19 protein-coding genes and 3 tRNA genes are annotated in these 17,077 nt (G+C 67.7%); 18 read left to right on the top strand and 4 right to left on the bottom strand.

Translation table 11 applies throughout. The features are described from left to right. Positions 1–161 precede the first annotated feature (161 nt). The 6 genes from BLW75_RS20760 to BLW75_RS20735 all read left to right on the top strand — a co-directional run bounded on the left by BLW75_RS20760 (position 162) and on the right by BLW75_RS20735 (position 4,198). Positions 162–2,777: a putative bifunctional diguanylate cyclase/phosphodiesterase gene (locus BLW75_RS20760; RefSeq protein WP_034304169.1), complete on the top strand. Its 2,616-nt coding sequence runs from the start codon at positions 162–164 to the stop codon at positions 2,775–2,777. Between the two features lie 78 nt (positions 2,778–2,855). Next, positions 2,856–2,928, top strand: a tRNA-Thr gene (locus BLW75_RS20755). Between the two features lie 49 nt (positions 2,929–2,977). After that, positions 2,978–3,050 (top strand) — tRNA-Met (locus BLW75_RS20750). A 45-nt stretch (positions 3,051–3,095) separates the two neighbouring features. Next, on the top strand, positions 3,096–3,260 hold the full coding sequence (gene rpmG, locus BLW75_RS20745; protein ID WP_005152047.1) for a 50S ribosomal protein L33: 165 nt from the start codon (positions 3,096–3,098) through the stop codon (positions 3,258–3,260). An 87-nt stretch (positions 3,261–3,347) separates the two neighbouring features. Then, positions 3,348–3,797, top strand: a complete 450-nt coding sequence (locus BLW75_RS20740) for a MaoC family dehydratase N-terminal domain-containing protein (RefSeq protein WP_034304171.1) — start codon at positions 3,348–3,350, stop codon at positions 3,795–3,797. Beyond that, positions 3,794–4,198, top strand: a complete 405-nt coding sequence (locus BLW75_RS20735) for a MaoC family dehydratase (protein WP_034304173.1) — start codon at positions 3,794–3,796, stop codon at positions 4,196–4,198. Before BLW75_RS20740 ends, BLW75_RS20735 begins: the two co-directional genes overlap by 4 nt. A 48-nt stretch (positions 4,199–4,246) precedes the next feature. On the opposite strand, the gene BLW75_RS20730 is transcribed toward BLW75_RS20735, so the two are convergent. Then, positions 4,247–5,182, bottom strand: a complete 936-nt coding sequence (locus tag BLW75_RS20730; RefSeq protein WP_091597943.1) for an SGNH/GDSL hydrolase family protein — start codon at positions 5,180–5,182, stop codon at positions 4,247–4,249. Positions 5,183–5,298: 116 nt separating this feature from the next. On the opposite strand from BLW75_RS20730, the gene BLW75_RS20725 reads away from it, so the two are divergent. Further along, entirely contained in the window at positions 5,299–5,514 is a 216-nt protein-coding gene (locus tag BLW75_RS20725; RefSeq protein WP_034304175.1) for a hypothetical protein, read from the top strand. A gap of 38 nt (positions 5,515–5,552) precedes the next feature. On the opposite strand, the gene BLW75_RS20720 is transcribed toward BLW75_RS20725, so the two are convergent. Both BLW75_RS20720 and BLW75_RS20715 read right to left on the bottom strand, forming a co-directional pair. Beyond that, a complete protein-coding gene (locus BLW75_RS20720) occupies positions 5,553–6,449 on the bottom strand; it encodes a TIGR03619 family F420-dependent LLM class oxidoreductase (protein WP_034304177.1) in 897 nt (298 codons plus the stop codon). Next, positions 6,446–7,675, bottom strand: coding sequence for a pyridoxal phosphate-dependent aminotransferase (locus tag BLW75_RS20715; RefSeq protein WP_034304179.1), 1,230 nt, complete (start codon positions 7,673–7,675; stop codon positions 6,446–6,448). Before BLW75_RS20715 ends, BLW75_RS20720 begins: the two co-directional genes overlap by 4 nt. Positions 7,676–7,880: 205 nt before the next feature. Here BLW75_RS20715 and BLW75_RS20710 point away from each other — a divergent pair. The 6 genes from BLW75_RS20710 to BLW75_RS20685 all read left to right on the top strand — a co-directional run bounded on the left by BLW75_RS20710 (position 7,881) and on the right by BLW75_RS20685 (position 11,494). Further along, a tRNA-Trp gene (locus BLW75_RS20710) sits at positions 7,881–7,953 on the top strand. 27 nt (positions 7,954–7,980) lie between these two features. Next, a complete protein-coding gene (gene secE, locus BLW75_RS20705; protein ID WP_034304181.1) occupies positions 7,981–8,433 on the top strand; it encodes a preprotein translocase subunit SecE in 453 nt (150 codons plus the stop codon). Between the two features lie 76 nt (positions 8,434–8,509). Continuing rightward, on the top strand, positions 8,510–9,343 hold the full coding sequence (nusG, locus tag BLW75_RS20700; RefSeq protein ID WP_034304182.1) for a transcription termination/antitermination protein NusG: 834 nt from the start codon (positions 8,510–8,512) through the stop codon (positions 9,341–9,343). Positions 9,344–9,421: 78 nt separating this feature from the next. Further along, the gene (gene rplK, locus BLW75_RS20695) at positions 9,422–9,856 is read left to right on the top strand and encodes a 50S ribosomal protein L11 (RefSeq protein WP_020633284.1); all 435 of its coding nucleotides are present in this window, start codon (positions 9,422–9,424) and stop codon (positions 9,854–9,856) included. An 82-nt stretch (positions 9,857–9,938) separates the two neighbouring features. Then, the gene (gene rplA, locus BLW75_RS20690; RefSeq protein WP_007031003.1) at positions 9,939–10,652 is read left to right on the top strand and encodes a 50S ribosomal protein L1; all 714 of its coding nucleotides are present in this window, start codon (positions 9,939–9,941) and stop codon (positions 10,650–10,652) included. Positions 10,653–10,729: 77 nt separating this feature from the next. Further along, on the top strand, positions 10,730–11,494 hold the full coding sequence (locus tag BLW75_RS20685; RefSeq protein WP_034304186.1) for an alpha/beta fold hydrolase: 765 nt from the start codon (positions 10,730–10,732) through the stop codon (positions 11,492–11,494). A gap of 120 nt (positions 11,495–11,614) precedes the next feature. Here BLW75_RS20685 and BLW75_RS20680 read toward each other — a convergent pair whose 3' ends face one another. Further along, positions 11,615–12,460, bottom strand: coding sequence for a hypothetical protein (locus BLW75_RS20680; protein WP_034304188.1), 846 nt, complete (start codon positions 12,458–12,460; stop codon positions 11,615–11,617). 328 nt (positions 12,461–12,788) lie between these two features. On the opposite strand from BLW75_RS20680, the gene rplJ reads away from it, so the two are divergent. The 5 genes from rplJ to BLW75_RS20655 all read left to right on the top strand — a co-directional run bounded on the left by rplJ (position 12,789) and on the right by BLW75_RS20655 (position 17,066). After that, on the top strand, positions 12,789–13,340 hold the full coding sequence (gene rplJ / locus BLW75_RS20675) for a 50S ribosomal protein L10 (protein ID WP_034304192.1): 552 nt from the start codon (positions 12,789–12,791) through the stop codon (positions 13,338–13,340). A gap of 47 nt (positions 13,341–13,387) precedes the next feature. After that, entirely contained in the window at positions 13,388–13,774 is a 387-nt protein-coding gene (gene rplL, locus BLW75_RS20670) for a 50S ribosomal protein L7/L12 (RefSeq protein ID WP_034304194.1), read from the top strand. Between the two features lie 491 nt (positions 13,775–14,265). Then, positions 14,266–15,435 (top strand): ABC transporter ATP-binding protein, encoded by a 1,170-nt coding sequence (locus BLW75_RS20665; RefSeq protein ID WP_034304196.1) that lies wholly within the window; start codon positions 14,266–14,268, stop codon positions 15,433–15,435. Positions 15,436–15,473: 38 nt separating this feature from the next. Then, on the top strand, positions 15,474–16,226 hold the full coding sequence (locus BLW75_RS20660) for an MlaE family ABC transporter permease (protein WP_020633292.1): 753 nt from the start codon (positions 15,474–15,476) through the stop codon (positions 16,224–16,226). A gap of 3 nt (positions 16,227–16,229) precedes the next feature. Continuing rightward, a complete protein-coding gene (locus BLW75_RS20655; protein WP_016331063.1) occupies positions 16,230–17,066 on the top strand; it encodes an MlaE family ABC transporter permease in 837 nt (278 codons plus the stop codon). Positions 17,067–17,077: the final 11 nt, after the last annotated feature.

Genomic DNA, 17,077 nt, shown 5'->3' with positions numbered 1-17,077 from the left:
TTGGTCCACGCAGGTCAGCGCGACGCGCCCATTGTTAACCCTGGGGTGATCTCATACTGTCTCGAATGGGACTCGGGTACGCCCTCCGGGGTACTGTATTGCCCTCGTCCCCGAGGTCGCGGTAGGACAAGACCGGTTGGGCAGCCGGGAAGGAAGGTCGGATGCCGGACACGAACGGCAGGCCCGGGAGCGCCGCACAGGCGGCAGCGGGCAAGGGAGGCGCCGTTACGGAGGCTCGTACCGACGAGCGACGATTCCGCGTCTACACCTTCGCGGTCCTCACCATGGGCATCGCCGCCGCGGCCGCGGTCAGTCTCTGGCTGGACTTCGAGGCTTCGGACGACCTGTTGTGGATCGGGCCGATCCTCGCGCTCGCGTTCCTCCTCGCCGAGCAGCTCGGCATCAACGTCGACGTCCGCAGCGGTATCTCGTGGACGATCTCGTTCACCGAGATCCCGCTGGTCATCGGATTCTTCGTCGCTCCCTTCGAAGTCGTGCTCGCCGCCCATCTCGCGGCGGGCATCGGGACCTTGCTGGCCCGCAAGGTCGCGGGCCGCGTGCTCTACAACGCCGGCGCCTTCCTGCTGGAGATCACCGGCGCGTTCGCCGTGGCAGGACTGGTGAAGCAGGCCTCCGGCGCCCACGACATGACCTGGATCGCCGCGCTGGCGGGCACTTTGACCGCGCCACTGGTCAGCACGCTGCTCGCGCTCGCCGCCGTCCGCGTGCTGCGCCGACGGATGCGGGTCAGCACCGCGATCCGGCTGACCGGCCGCATCCTCGTCGTCGGCTTCGTCAACGCTTCGGTCGGTCTTTCCGGATATTTGGTCATTTCCGGGACGCCGAAGGCCTGGCCGCTCGTACTGGCCGTCTTCCTCGGGCTCACCGCTTTGTACTGGGCGTACTCGGACCTGCTCCGTGAGCAGCGCGACATGGAAGCGCTGTCCGACGTGAGCCTGATGGTCGCGCGATCCGGTCAACAGGCCGCCGCGCGGCCCGCCGGGCGAGCCGACGAACTCGTCGGCGGGGTCGACGTCCGTGAATGGGCGACCATCGCCGAACGCATCAAGGACCAGCTCGCCGCCGGCCGGGTCGTGCTCAGGCTGCGGCTGGAACCGAAGGACACCATGCGGATGGTCGTCGCGGGCGACGAACTGCCGCCCGTCGACCCGGCCGCCGACGACCCGCTGCTGCGCCTGCCCGGCGCGCACGTCCGGCATTTCCGGATCACCGAAGCCAATCCCGACGTCCGCTCCGCGTTGCTCGACCGCGGCGCGCAGGAGGCGCTGGTCGTCCCGTTGCGCAGCGCGAACCAGCTCCTCGGCGTCGTCGAAGCGCACGACAGGCTGTCCCGCTGGCGCGGGTTCGGCAAGTACGACGTCCAGCTGCTGGGCACGATGGCCAGCCACCTCGCGACGTCGCTGGACAACCGGCGCCTCCTCGCGACCCTGCGCCACGACGCCTACCACGACCCGCTGACCGGCCTGCTCAACCGGCCGGGCTTCCGCCAGGTCGCCAAGGAACCGTTGCGGGAACAGGTCGACGCGGTCGTGCTCCGGATCGACCTCGACGTCTTCTCCACCGTCAGCGACGCACTCGGCTACGTGTGGGCCGACCGGATGGTCATCGCCGCGGGCCGCCGGATCCGTGACGCGCTCGGCCCCGACGTCCCGCTCGCCAGGCTCGAAGGCGCGTCCTTCGCGGCGCTCCTCGTCGGCTGCGCGCCGGAACGCGCCCAGGCCGCCGCGGAACTGCTGCGCGCGGAGCTCGTCGCCCCGTACCCGGTGGACCGGCTCTCCGTCGAAGCCAACGCGATGATCGGCTACGCCACTTCGTCGGCGGAAGACGACGACCAGGTCGACGTCGACGGGCTCCTGCAGCGCGCCGACGTCGCCGTCCGCGCGACCAAGGGCGGCGAAGAGGTCCGCGGCTACATGGCCAGCATGGGCCAGATCTTCATGCGCCGGTTCCAGATGGTCACGCAGTTCCGGCAGTCGCTGGAAGAAGGCCAGCTGAGCGTCCACTACCAGCCGAAGATCACCTTGCCGAACCGCCAGATCCAAGGCGTCGAGGCGCTCGTGCGCTGGGTGCATCCGGAGTTCGGCAGGCTCGGCCCCGACGAGTTCGTCCCAGCGATCGAAGCGGCAGGCCTCATCGGTGTCCTGACGTCGTTCGTGCTCGAAGAGTCATTGAAGCGCGTGCGCAAATGGCTCGACGAAGGTCTGCGCATCTCCGCCGCGGTGAACCTGTCGGTGCGGAACCTGGCCGACGAGGACTTCCCGACGAAGGTCGCGCGTGAACTCGACCGCTTCGGCATCCCGCCCGAGCTGCTCACCTTCGAGCTGACCGAGTCGGGTGTGATGTCCGACCCGCAGAAGGCGCTGCCGATCCTGCGGGAGCTGCACTCCCTGGGCATCGTGCTCGCCGTCGACGACTTCGGCACCGGCTACTCGTCGCTGGCGTACCTGCGGCAGCTCCCGGTCGACCAGGTCAAGATCGACAAGAGCTTCGTCCTCGGCATGGGCACCGACCTCGGTGACCTCGCCGTGGTGCGCTCCATCGTCGAACTGGGCCACTCGCTCGGCCTCACGGTCGTGGCGGAGGGTGTCGAGGAGGATGTCGCGCGGGATCAGCTCGAGGCGATGGGGTGTGACGTGGCACAGGGCTACCTCATCTCGCGGCCGCTGCCGGAGGACCGCCTGGAGGCATGGCTGCAGGCTCGCACGGCACGCTCGCCGGGGCGGCACTCCGAGACCGTCCTGACCCTGCTGACCTGAGGTTTTGCGGTACTCGGCCCCCCGGTTAAGACCCCTGAACCAGTCTGCTAATCTTTCCAAGTCCTCGCGAGAGGCAAGGCCCCTTTAGCTCAGTCGGCAGAGCGTTTCCATGGTAAGGAAAAGGTCTACGGTTCGATTCCGTAAAGGGGCTCAGAACCTCAGCCGCGTCACGCAAGCGTGTCGCGGCCAGGTTCATGTAAGGCGGTGTAGCTCAGCTGGCAGAGCAAGCGGCTCATAATCGCTGTGTCGCCGGTTCAAGTCCGGCCACCGCTACGCGGTAATCCTGGGTATCCCAGGCCTAGTAGAGAAGGAAATGCTGTGGCTGCCACTGACGTGCGACCGAAGATCACGCTCGCGTGTGAGGAGTGCAAGCACCGCAACTACATCACCAAGAAGAACCGGCGCAACAACCCGGATCGCCTGGAGATGAAGAAGTTCTGCCCGAACTGCGGTACGCACCGGACTCACAAAGAGACCCGCTGAGCGTCTAGCGGTTCTACCTGTCTCACCCGAAGCCGCCCTGGTCACCAGGGCGGCTTCGGGTTTTTCCGGGTTCGGTAGCCTGCTCGGGTGGCCTTGGACCAGTCGTTCACCGGGCGGGTGTACCCGCCGACCAGTACCTATGAAGTGAGTCGCGAGAAGATCCGGGAGTTCGCCGACGCGCTCGGCGACGCGAACCCGCTCTACCGCGACACCGAAGCGGCGAAGGCGGCCGGCTACCCCGACGTCATCGCGCCGCCGACGTTCCTGACGATCATCAACCTCGCCTCGATCAACGCGATCGTCTCGGACCCCGAGCTGGGTCTCGACTATTCGCGGATGGTCCACGGCGACCAGCGGTTCACCTACACGCGGCCGGTGCACGCGGGCGACGTCCTGTCGCTCACCACGTACATCGACAACATCATGACCCGCGCCGGGAACGACTTCATCAACCTGCGCGCCGAGATCTCCGGCGCCGACGGCGGCCCGATCGCCACCACGAACGCCCAGCTCGTGGTCCGAGGGGAGGACGCGTGAGCACGTTCACCGCCGGGGAAGAACTGACCCCGCTGACCATCGACGTCACCCGCGACCAGCTGGTGCGCTACGCCGGCGCCTCGCTGGACTTCAACCCCATCCACTGGAACGAGGCCTTCGCCAAGGAGGTCGGCCTGCCGGACGTCATCGCGCACGGGATGCTGACGATGGCGCTCGGGGCGCGGCTCGTCACCGACTGGCTCGGCGACCCCGGCCGCCTCGTCGACTACTTCGCGCGCTTCACGCGCCCCGTGGTCGTGCCGAACGACGGCGCGGCGACGATCGAGTTCACCGGGAAGGTCGCCGTGGTCAACAACGACGGCACCGCCCGCGTCGACATCACCGCCAAGTTCGAGGGCAAGGCCGTCCTGGGCAAGGCGCAGGCGGTCGTCCGCGTCTGACCTCAAGCCCTCGTGAGTGGCAAGGACGGTTAGAACCGTCCTTGCCACTCACGAGGCCAGCTTGAGCAGCTTTCCGATGACCTCCGCCATCCCTTCCGCACCCCGCGCGTTCGGGTGCAGCGGCGCCGCGGGTACGGAGGGAGCGGGGCCTTCGATCCATCGCCGGTTCGCGGCACTGCACATGTCCCGCCCCTTGCTCGCTGTCGACATGTCGGCGAAGCCCGCTTCGTGGTCCTTCGCCGTCTCTTGCAGCACGGTGTTCAGTCGTTTCAGCGAGTCGCGGAAGTACGCCACGTCCCCCGCGCCGACCGGTAGGACCGGCCAGCAACCGGCGTCGTCGTCCGGAAGCACCGTCGGGTATCCCACGACCACGATGCGCGCCGAAGGGGCTTTCGAGCGGATCTGGTCCAGGATTCCGCCGAGCCGCCCCGCCGCGGCGGTGATCCGCTCGGCCAGCTGGTCGCGCCCGCCCGCGGTCAGCTGGGTCTTACAGGGCGAAGCGGTCTGCACCTGCGTCGAGCACTGGCTCGCGAAGCCGACGAAGCCCACGTCGTTGCCGCCGATGCCGACGGTCACGAGAGTCGTGTCGCCGTCGACGGCGTCGAGCTGCGGAGCGTTCGTGCCGTCGCGGGTCTTCTGCTCACCGGTGAGATGTTCGGTCGTGGCGCCGCCGCAGCTCGCGTCGACGAACTCGGCCGGGCGCAGCTTCGCGGCGAGCAGGCTCGGATAGTTGTTGTCCGAGCGGTCGCAACCCGGCGGCGCGCCCACGGGCCGTCCGGTGCCAGGCGAAGCCGTGTAGGAATCCCCCAGCGCCACGTACCGTCCTGAGCCGTCCGAAACGGTCACTCCGGCAGGTGTCACCGACGTCCCACGCTCCCACAGGTGGTAAGCGATCCCCAGGGCGGACAGCACGATCACCAGGAAGAGGCAGCCTCCGCCCGTTCTCCGCTGCGTCACCCGTTCGTTGTACGCGACCTGGGTCACCTTTGTCACCGGTCCGCTCGTCGGTGAACGACGCGTGAACGGGTGATCTCCGGTTGCCTGAGACATGGATCACATTCAAAGTGGGCGGGTACCTGGCACCGAGGAAAGGCGAAAACGTGAGCCTGAACTTGACCAAGCTGGTCGACAAGGCGTGGGAGGACAAGGGGATCAACGAGCTGCTGGACGCGCCCCCGTCCGCACTCGAGGGCCTCACCAAGAAGCACGACGAACTCCTCGCCGAGCTCAAGATCAAGACCGTCCGGGACCTCGGCAACTGGAAGTACGCCGCTAAGGCCCACGCGCTCGTCCAGCTCGCCGACGGCGAATCCTGACCTTCGGAAGGCCCTTCCCGGTGAACCGGGGAGGGCCTTCAGCCGTGGGGGACGAGGTCGCGCAGTTCAGCGGCGAGATCGAGTGCGTGGTCGACGTCCCGCGCGAGGTAGTGCGGGTCGACGAAGGCTTCGGCGATCCCGGTCTCGGCAGCCGCCTTGAGCTGCGTGGCGACGTCTTGGAGAGCGGTTCCTGGCTTCGGGTTGACCCGCAGGACCCGCCGCAACGTGCCGGGATCGCGGCCCGCTTTCTCGGCCGCGCTCACCACGGTCTCCCAGAGCTTCGCCAGATACGGCGCGGGCAGTCCCGCGGGAAGCCAGCCGTCCGCGCGGCGGCCGACGCGGTCCAGCGCCACCGGCGACAGCCCGCCCAGCAGCACCGGCGGATGCGGGCTCTGCACCGGTCGCAAGCCCACCTTCGCCGCCGGGATCCGCCAGCGCTCGCCTTCGTGCTCGAGCGGGTCGCCGGTCCAGAACTTCCGAAGGACGTCGAGAAGCTCCTCCAACTGCCCGCCACGGCCCTTCCAGGGCGTGCCCGTCGCCGTGTACTCGTCGCGAAGCCAGCCGATGCCCAGGCCGACGTCCAGACGCCCGCCGCTCACCTGATCCAGTGTCGTGAGCATCCGGGCGAGCACGACGGCCGGATACACCGTTCCGGTGAGTGTGCTGGTGCCCAGCCGGACCTTGTTCGTGACGCTCGCGGCGACGGTCAGCAAGATGAGCGGATCGGCGAAGGTGACGAACTCGGGCGGGTACGGCCGTTCCGGCGTGCCGCCGGGGTAGAAGTCCGACGGCGACACCGGGGCCAGCACGCGATCCCCGACCCACAAGGACTCGTACCCGAGTTCCTCGGCGGCCGCGGCGAAGCCGGTGACGGCGTCCATCGACGCGAGGGGGCCATACTGCGGAAGAGCGATTCCCAAGCGCATCACGGTCACCGTGCCTCCGCGAGCAGCCGGCCCATCCTGGAGATCCCTTCGGTGAGTTCGTTTTCGTCCAGCGCATAGGAAATCCGGAAGTATCCCGGTGTCCCGAACGCCTCACCGGGCACCACGGCGACCTCTGCCTCGCGCAGGATCAGATCGGCCAGCGCCACCGTGTCGGCCGGGCGTTCACCGCGAATCTCCTTGCCCAGCAACGCTTTCACCGACGGGTAGACATAGAAGGCGCCGAGCGGCACCGGAGTTTCCACGCCCGGGATCTCGGAAAGCAGGGAAAGCGCGGCCTTTCGCCGGGCATCGAACGCTTCGCGCATCGCGAAAACGGCGTCGAGCGGACCGCTCACCGCGGCCAGCGCGGCTCGTTGCGCCACGTTCGAAACGTTGCCGCACAAGTGCGACTGGTACGCCGTCGCCGCCTTGACCACGTCTTGCGGACCGAGCAGCCAGCCCACCCGCCAGCCGGTCATCGAGTACGTCTTCGCGACGCCGTTGAGGACGATCGTGCGGTCCGCGAGCTCCGGGACCAGCACGGGCAGCGAAGGCGCTTCGGTGCCGTCGTAGACCAGGTGCTCGTAGATCTCGTCGGTGATGACCCAGAGACCGTTCTCGTGCGCCCAGCGCCCGATCGCCTCGACCTGCTCGCGCGGGTACACCGCGCCGGTCGGGTTCGACGGCGACACGAGCAACAGCACCTTCGTGCGGGGCGTCCTGGCGGCTTCGAGCTGCTCGACGGTGACCAGGTAGCTCGTCGTCTCGTCCGCCGTGACCTGCACCGCGACGCCGCCGGCGAGGGCGATCGACTCCGGGTACGTCGTCCAGTACGGCGCGGGCAGCAGCACCTCGTCGCCGGGGTCGAGCAGTGTCGCGAACGCCGAGTAGACCGCCTGCTTGCCGCCGTTGGTCACCAGGACGCGGCCAGGGTCGACCTCGAACCCGGAGTCGCGGACGGTCTTCGCCGCGATCGCCTCGCGCAGCTCCGGGAGCCCGCCCGCGGCCGTGTAGCCGTGATTGACCTTGTCCCGGACGGCCGCTTCGGCTGCTTCGAGCACGTTCGCCGGGGTGGGGAAGTCCGGCTGCCCGGCGCCGAACCCGATCACCGGACGGCCCTGCGCCTTGAGCTCCCGGGCCTTCGCGTCGACGGCCAGCGTGGCCGAGGGCGTGATGCCGCCGATGCGGGCCGAGACGCGGGTCGCAGTCGAAGGCGAGGGTGCGGGAGCGCTCATGGCGACATCGTGGCACGATCATGGGGTCGGCCGTGGGGGAGTTTCCCCGCGGAAGGCTGCTCCGCGCCGCTTTGAGGGGCGCGGTTGCGAAGCTGTTCGGGGGTTGCCGTAGACTTCTGGTCTCGGAACGCACTACGGTCATCCCCGCCACGGCGGTGGGGACGATGGAATGCGTCCTCGGGACCTCAGAGCATCGGGGTTCCAAAGGGGTGTAGCTCAATTGGCAGAGCAGCGGTCTCCAAAACCGCAGGTTGCAGGTTCAAGTCCTGTCACCCCTGCGTTAGCGAACTGGTGAAGGCGGAGGAGTGGTCGTGAGCGACAGCGACGCCAGCGGTGAGAAGGCGCAGGACGGCGCCGGGCGGAAGCCCGACGAACAGTCCCGCCCGGTGACCGCCGCTGCCCGGCGTGAGCGCCGTGCGTCCGCGCGCCCGTCCGGTAAGGCCGACGCCAAGTCGGACGACAAGACCCGCCCCGCCGGCAAGGCGAAGGCCGGGGACAAGACCGAGAAGTCCAAGGACGCCAAAGGCACGGCGACTCCGAAGCGCGACCGCAAGCCGAAGCAGGCGTCGATCTTCGCCCGGCTCATGCGCTTCATCCGTGAGGTCTGGGCCGAGCTGCGCAAGGTCATCTGGCCGAACCGCAAGCAGATGGTCACCTACACCGCGGTGGTGCTGGTCTTCGTGGTGTTCATGGTGGCGCTGGTGAGCGGCCTCGACCTGGCCTTCAAAGAGGTCGTCGGTGCCGTCTTCGGCAGCTGAGGCAGCCGGCCGCGGTGCCTGAGAGCACCGCACGGTGGCCTGCGCCACGGCAACCGATCAACTGAGAGGACGGAACGTGACCTCCGACAACGGCACAGCAGCCGGTCATGAGCTGACCGAGCTTTCCGACGAGCAGGTGCACGCGGCACTCGGTGACGAGCAGTCCGAGCACCTGGACTCCGTCGAGGTGCCCGCCGCAGGCGACGAGGTCGACGAAGCCGGAGATGTCGCGGAGGCCGAAGAGGCATCCGACGAAGCCGACGACACCGCCGCCGAAGCCGACGAGGACGTCGACCCGGTCGCGAAGATGCGCGCGGAACTCAACGCCGCTCCCGGTGAGTGGTACGTCGTGCACTCGTACGCGGGTTACGAGAACAAGGTGAAGACCAACCTCGAGACCCGCACCCAGACGCTGGACGTCGAGGACTACATCTTCCAGATCGAGGTCCCGACCGAAGAGGTCACCGAGATCAAGAACGGCCAGCGCAAGCAGGTGCAGCGCAAGGTGCTGCCCGGCTACATCCTGGTCCGCATGGACCTGAACGACGCCTCGTGGAGCGCGGTGCGCAATACGCCGGGTGTCACCGGGTTCGTCGGTGCCACGTCACGTCCGTCGCCGCTGACCGTGGACGAGGTGCTCAAATTCCTCGCGCCCAAGGTCGAGACGGCCGCCCCCGCCAAATCCGGCAAGGGCGAGGCCGCCGCTTCCGAGTCGCAGCTGGGCGGCCCCGCGGTCGAGGTGGACTTCGAGGTCGGCGAGTCGGTCACCGTCATGGACGGCCCGTTCGCGACGCTGCCCGCGACGATCTCCGAGGTCAACGTGGACGGACAGAAGCTGAAGGTCCTGGTGTCGATCTTCGGCCGGGAGACCCCGGTCGAGCTGTCGTTCAACCAGGTCTCCAAGATCTGACGGCCGCCAGACGGCCGGCAGTCCCCGCGTACTGGCAGGTGTGCGGGGGACTCAAGTCAGTAAGAAGGAACAAACGAAATGCCACCCAAGAAGAAGAAGCTTGCGGCGATCATCAAGCTGCAGATCAAGGCGGGTGCGGCCAACCCCGCGCCGCCGGTCGGCCCCGCGCTGGGTCAGCACGGCGTCAACATCATGGAGTTCTGCAAGGCCTACAACGCCGCGACCGAGTCGCAGCGCGGGGACGTCGTCCCGGTCGAGATCTCCGTGTACGAAGACCGTTCGTTCGACTTCAAGCTCAAGACGCCGCCGGCCGCGAAGCTGCTGCTGAAGGCCGCGGGCGTGGAGAAGGGTTCCGGCGAGCCGCACAAGACCAAGGTCGCCAAGGTCACCTGGGACCAGGTCCGCGACATCGCGAAGACCAAGGAATCCGACCTGAACGCGCACGACATCGACCAGGCCGCGAAGATCATCGCCGGCACCGCCCGCTCGATGGGCATCACGGTCGTCGACTGAGTTCCACCCAGCACCACCGTGGGAGAGCCGAGTGCTGGCTCCAACACCACACTGATCCGTTGAAGAGTTAAGGACAGAAGCAATGCCCAAGCACAGCAAGGCCTACCGCAAGGCTCTTGAGCTGGTGGACCGCGAGCGGCTCTACGCCCCGCTCGAGGCCGCGAAGCTGGCCAAGGAGACTTCCTCCGCGAAGATGGACGCCACCGTCGAGGTCGCCATGCGCCTCGGTGTCGACCCTCGCAAGGCCGACCAGATGGTCCGCGGCACCGTGAACCTGCCGCACGGCACCGGTAAGACCGCCCGCGTCATTGTTTTCGCCGTTGGTGACAAGGCCGCCGAGGCCGAGGCCGCCGGCGCGGACGTGGTCGGCACCGACGAACTGATCGAGCGCATCCAGGGTGGCTGGCTCGAGTTCGACGCCGCGATCGCGACGCCGGACCAGATGGCGAAGGTCGGCCGTATCGCCCGCATCCTCGGCCCGCGTGGCCTGATGCCGAACCCGAAGACCGGCACCGTGACCCCCGCGGTCGCGAAGGCCGTGACGGACATCAAGGGCGGTAAGATCAACTTCCGCGTGGACAAGCAGGCCAACCTGCACTTCGTCATCGGCAAGGCCTCGTTCGACACCGAGAAGCTGGTGGAGAACTACGCGGCCGCGCTGGACGAGATCCTCCGCGCCAAGCCGTCGTCGGCGAAGGGTCGCTACCTGAAGAAGGTCACGATCTCCACGACGATGGGCCCGGGTGTCCCGGTCGACCCGGCCCGCACCCGCAACCTCCTCTCCGAGGACGCGTGAGTCTGAGTTAGACATCACTGACAAGGGGGCGGTCCCGCTACGGCGGGGCCGCCCCTTTTTCGTGTTTGCTTGAGGGCATGCCTACCTTCGCGTCGTTCGACGGGCTTCAGCTGAGCTACACCGTTTGGGAAGGCCGAGGGCGTCCGGTGCTGCTGCAACACGGCTTCGCCGCGGACACGAACGCCAACTGGATCGCGCCGGGTGTCGTCGACACGCTCCAGGACGCGGGGTTGACCGTGATCAGCCTGGACGCGCGCGGCCACGGACGATCGGCGAAACCGCACGACGAGGCGAGCTACGGCGACGACGCGATGGTCCGCGACGTTTCGGCGCTGCTCGACGCGCTGAACCTCGACGAGGTGTCGATGGTCGGCTACTCGATGGGCGCGATGATCGCGCTCGGCGCGGTGGCCGCCGACCCGCGGATCCGGTGTCTCGCGATCGGCGGGGTCGGCTCGGGGATCGTCGACTTCGGCGGCGTGGACACCCGTGTCGTCACGCCGGAGGCGATCAGCGAGGCGCTGCTCGCTTCGGACCCTTCGACGCTTCCGCCGTCTTCGGCGCCGTTTCGTCTGTTGGCCGACGCCCTGCGGGCGGACCGGATCGCGCTGGCGGCCGTCGCGCGCGGGACGGCGAATCCGAAACTGGACCTGACGGCGATCGCGGTGCCGACCCTGATCCTCGCCGGGGACACCGACCCGCTGGCCGCGGAACCCGAACGCCTGGCCGCCGCCATCGCCGGCGCCCGCCTCGTCCGCGTCCCCGGCGACCACATGGCCGCCGTCATGCACCCCGCCTTCGGCTCCGCCCTGACCGGCTTCCTGACTTCGCACGACCTCTGACCTGCGTTTAGCCCCCTAATCGCGATCTGGCGGCCGACCTGCGTTTAGCTCCCTAATCGCGATCCGGGGCGCACGTCGCCTTTAGCAGGCTAAACGCGATCTGAGGGTGAAGACGCGAGGTCAGTTGCCGGTGGGCGGGGCGGGGCACGGGTCGGGGGAGTTCGAGTGCCCGGTGATCAACCATTGGCCCATCTCGACTTCCTGCAGGGTGAAGCTGCCCAGCTGGGGGCCACCGCGGATGGTGTACCAGCACGAGTGGATCGTCAGATTCTGCCGCGGGACCACGCTCGACATCGGGCGTACGGCGTAGATGTACGGCGTGATGTCGGTGACCTTCGCGTTCAAGGCCGGGACGGCGGTCGCGCAGTCCGGATAGCCGAGGTCGCGGGCGAATTGGGCCTGCGCCTGTTCACTCATCGACAGGCAGACCTTTTCGACGCGGGTGGCAGGCGGGTACGGCTTGCCGATCGTGTCGTAGATGGCCCGCACGGCCTCCCATGGGTTGGTCGAAAGCACCTGGTTCGTGCGGTGCTTGCCACCGCCGCCTTGGACGAATGTCGCCGTGTTCTGCCCGGCGTCGCTGGGGAAGAACTGCCGGTAGACGATGGTGGCGCCGACGCAGATCAGCACGATCACGATGACCCAGGCGAGCAGCTTTCCGCCCAGTCGCCGCAGCCAGCGCGGCACGCGTGGCCGAGGGGCATGCACGAGCTCGCCATGCGGCGGGCCCGGAGGCGCCGGAGGCTGTCCTCCGTAGTGCTGGGTCATGGGCTGCGCGGGCTGTGTCGGCACGAGACCCTGCTGCTGCGCCTCGGTGAACTTCAGATAGTCCTGGAACTGCTGAAACTGCTGGAACTGGCGCAGTTGCTCCTCATCCAGCCGGGGCGCGGGCTGACCTCCCGCCTTGGGCTCGATGTCCGTGCCGGGCTCGTTGTCCGGCTTTCCGTCATCACGCTGCTCCGCCACGTCACCATGATGCCTCGCGAGCCGTTCCGCGCACTCCGCCGGTCGCGTTTAGCCCGCTGAACGCGATTTGGCAGGGGGTGCCGCCGGAGGCAAATCAGGGTCACGTATTCTTGTCAAGGTTCTACCGAAGACCGCTGGTCTTCTCCCGGTCATCTGGCCTGGAGAACGAAGGCCCCGCTAGGGCGGGCGACCCGCGCAGGAGGAACGAGGCTCGTCCACGACGCATGTCGTCGTGTGCCCTGACGCCCCGCGCCTGTCTGCGCTGGGGCGTTTCGTCGTTTCAGGGCTCTCAAGGCCAGTGGACCACTAGCCAAGAGAGGAGGCGACCATGGCGAAGCCCGACAAGGAGGCGGCCGTCGCCGAGATCGCGGAGAGCTTCCGCAGCAGCTCGGCCACAGTCGTTACCCAGTACACCGGCCTCTCCGTGTCCCAGCTGTCCCAGCTGCGCCGCGCTCTCGGCACCAATGCCAAGTACCGGGTCGCGAAGAACACCCTCGTCAAGCGTGCCGCCACGGACGCCGGAATCGAGGGTCTCGAGGACCTGTTCGTCGGCCCGACCGCGATCGCCTTCGTCGAAGGTGAAGCTGTTGACGCCGCGAAGGCGCTTCGCGACTTCGCGAAGGACAACAACGCGCTTGTGATCAAGGGCGGCTACATGGACGGCAAGACGCTGTCCGTGGACGAGATCACCAAGATCGCCGATCTCGACAGCCGTGAGGTCCTGCTCGCCAAGGCGGCGGGCGCGTTCAAGGCGAAGCTGTCCCAGGCCGCCGCGCTGTTCCAGGCGCCGGCGTCCCAGGTCGCCCGCCTGGCTGCCGCGCTGGAGGAGAAGCAGCGCAACGCCGGTACCGAAGCAGCCGAAGCACCCGCCGAGAGCTGAACACCCCCACCCCGAACTTTTAGTTCGTTTCAGAGAGGAAAGCCACCATGGCGAAGCTGAGCACCGCCGAGCTGATCGACGCCTTCAAGGAGCTCACCCTTCTTGAGCTGTCCGAGTTCGTGAAGGAATTCGAGACCACCTTCGACGTGACCGCGGCCGCCCCGGCTGCCGTCGTCGCCGCCGCCCCGGGTGCCGCCCCCGCCGCGGCCGCCGAGGAGCAGGACGAGTTCGACGTCGTCCTCGAGTCCGCCGGTGACAAGAAGATCCAGGTCATCAAGGTCGTCCGTGAGGTCGTCTCCGGTCTGGGCCTGAAGGAGGCCAAGGAGCTGGTCGAGGCCGCTCCCAAGGCCCTCCTGGAGAAGGTCGACAAGGAGGCCGCCGAGGCCGCCAAGGAGAAGCTCGAGGCCGCGGGCGCCAAGATCACCATCAAGTGATCCCGGGCGCGTCAGCGCCTACCGCAGCACCGTCGAAGGGGCGGGCATCCACACGGATGCCCGCCCCTTCGCTGTCTCCGGCCACCGACCTGCGTTTAGCCCCCTGATCGCGACGCGTAGCCACGCTAAGCATCTGGGCACCGGATCGCGTTTAGCCCGCTAAACGCGATCCGCGCGGTGCGGACGGCGACAGGGGCGCTGACCTGCGTTTAGCCCCCTAATCGCGATCCGGGCCGGGCACCTCCCGCTGTGGATCTGCGCACCGGAGTGACGTGCACTACGGTGCTGCAAGCGGTGCGTGGGCAGGCGGCGGGCTGCGCGAAAAGTTACCCGCGGGTCTGGCCAGAAAAGAAAACTCGTGAGTAACCTGTTCGCACTCAGCTCGTTGCACCTGGTTGACGCGGGGATCGCTGCGCGAACGCATGCGTCCTCCCGGGCCAGTGGCACGGGACGGCAGTGCGCGACGACGCGGAACAGCTCCTGGAGGTGCGATGGGTGCCGAGGTGGTCATCGAAGGTCTTTCCAAGTCCTTCGGTAAGCAGGCCATCTGGCGGGACGTCACGCTGACCCTGCCTCCGGGCGAGGTTTCGGCGATGCTCGGCCCGTCCGGAACCGGTAAGTCCGTCTTCTTGAAGTCGATGATCGGTCTGCTCAAGCCGGACCGTGGCCGGTGCATGATCAACGGCGTCGACATCGTGACGTGCTCCGAACACCAGCTCTACGAGGTGCGCAAGCTCTTCGGCGTCCTCTTCCAGGACGGCGCGCTCTTCGGCTCGATGAACCTCTACGACAACGTGGCGTTCCCCCTGCGCGAGCACACGAAGAAGTCGGAGACCGAGGTCCGCCGGATCGTGCTCGAGAAGCTCGAGATGACCGGTCTCAACGGCGCCGACAAGAAGCTGCCCGGCGAGATCTCCGGTGGTATGCGCAAACGCGCCGGGCTCGCCCGCGCCCTGGTGCTGGACCCGCAGATCATCCTGGTCGACGAGCCGGACTCCGGTCTCGACCCGGTCCGCACCACCTACATCTCGCAGCTCTTCCTGGACGTCAACGCGCAGATCGACGCGACGTTCCTGATCGTCACGCACAACATCAACCTCGCCCGCACCGTCCCGGACAACCTCGGCATGCTCTTCCGCAAGGAACTGGTCATGTTCGGCCCGCGCGAGGTGCTGCTGACCAGCGAGGAACCGGTCGTCAAGCAGTTCCTCAACGGCAAGATGGACGGCCCCATCGGCATGAGCGAGGAGAAGGACTCGGCCCAGCTCGCCGCGGAGCGCGCGATGTTCGAGGCCGGTCACCACGCGGGTGGTGTCGAGGACGTCAGCGGGGTGCCGCCGCAGATGCAGCCGACGCCCGGCGTGCCGACCCGGATGGGCGCGGTCCGCCGCAAGGACCGCGTCATGCAGATCCTGCACGGTCTCCCGGCCGAGGCGCAGCAGAGCATCATCGAGTCGCTCTCCCCGGAGGAGCAGCAGCGCTACGGTGTCCGCCCGCAGCGGCTCGCGACCGCCGGCCACCGGTCCGCGCCGGCCGAGACCTCGATCCCGAACCACCACCAGGGCCAGTTGCCCGACGACCAGGTCGCCCACATCCCGCATCCCGGGAGAGCGGGCAACCACCGCTTGCGGCCACAAGATCCGGGGTCAGGTGGCGCGTGAGCTCTTCCGCTTCATCGGCGAAGATTCCCGGGATCGGCATGTTGCGCGAGACCGGGAACCTGTTCGCTCTCGGCCTCGACATCGTTCGTGGCATTTTCCAGCGCCCGTTCCAGCTGCGGGAGTTCATCCAGCAGGCCTGGTTCATCGCGAGCGTCACGATCCTGCCGACGGCGCTCGTCGCGATCCCGTTCGGCGCGGTCATCTCACTGCAGTTCGGTTCGCTCGCCCGCCAGCTCGGCGCCCAGTCCTACACGGGCGCCGGGTCGGTGCTCGCCACCGTGCAGCAGGCCAGCCCGCTGGTCACGGCGCTGCTGGTCGCGGGCGCCGGCGGTAGCGCGGTCTGCGCGGACATCGGCGCGCGGACGATCCGCGAAGAGATCGACGCCATGGAGGTGCTCGGCGTCTCCGCGGTGCAGCGCCTGATCGTGCCGCGCGTGCTCGCGATGATGCTGGTGGCGCTCCTGCTGAACGGCATGGTCAGCGTCATCGGCGTGCTCGGCGGGTACTTCTTCAACGTCGTCCTCCAGGGCGGGACGCCGGGTGCGTACCTGGCGAGTTTCTCCGCGCTGGCCCAGCTGCCGGACCTCTGGGTCGGCGAGCTGAAGGCGCTGATCTTCGGCTTCATCGCCGCGGTCGTCGCCTCCTACCGGGGACTGAACCCGTCCGGCGGCCCGAAGGGCGTCGGGGACGCGGTGAACCAGTCGGTCGTCATCACGTTCCTCATGCTGTTCGTGGTGAACTTCGTGATCACGCTGATCTACCTGCAGATCGTGCCCGGAAAGCTGGACTGACGCATGACCTTCCTCCAGGGCGCCAAGCGGGTCGCCAACCGTCCTTTGCAGACTCTGGACAACCTCGGTGACCAGATGTCGTTCTACGGCCGTGCGTTGCTGTGGACGCCGAGGACGCTTCGCCGCTACATGAAAGAAGTTCTGCGGCTGCTGGCCGAGGTGAGCTTCGGATCCGGCTCGCTCGCGGTCATCGGCGGCACGGTCGGCGTAATGGTCGGCCTGACGCTGTTCACCGGTGTCCTCGTCGGTCTTCAGGGTTATTCGGCGCTGAACTCGATCGGCACGTCGGCCTTCACCGGCTTCCTGACCGCGTTCTTCAACACCCGTGAGATCGCCCCGCTGGTCGCCGGTCTCGCGCTTTCGGCGACGGTCGGCGCCGGGTTCACCGCCCAGCTGGGCGCGATGCGGATCTCCGAGGAGATCGACGCGCTCGAAGTCATGGGCGTGCCCAGCCTGCCGTACCTGGTGACCACGCGGATCATCGCCGGTTTCGTCGCGGTCATCCCGCTGTACGTGATCGGCCTGCTGAGTTCGTATCTCGCGTCGCGGTTGGTCGTTATCTACATCTACAACCAGTCAGCGGGTACCTACGACCATTACTTCGACCTGTTCCTACCACCACAGGATGTGTTGTATTCGTTCATCAAGGTGCTGTTGTTCAGCGTCTTGATCATCCTGTCCCATTGCTATTTCGGTTACCGGGCCTCCGGCGGCCCCGCCGGTGTCGGCGTGGCGGTCGGCAAGGCGGTCCGGCTGAGCATCGTCACGGTGTCCATCATGAACTTCTTCATCGGTTTCGCGATCTGGGGAACCGACGTCACGGTGAGGATCGCAGGATGATGCGGGGGTGG

This window comes from Amycolatopsis lurida (assembly GCF_900105055.1).
GTDB classification, from domain to species: Bacteria; Actinomycetota; Actinomycetes; order Mycobacteriales; family Pseudonocardiaceae; genus Amycolatopsis; species Amycolatopsis lurida.
The sequence above is the reverse complement of the archived record's forward strand: the minus strand, read 5'-3'. Positions and strand labels throughout refer to the sequence as shown.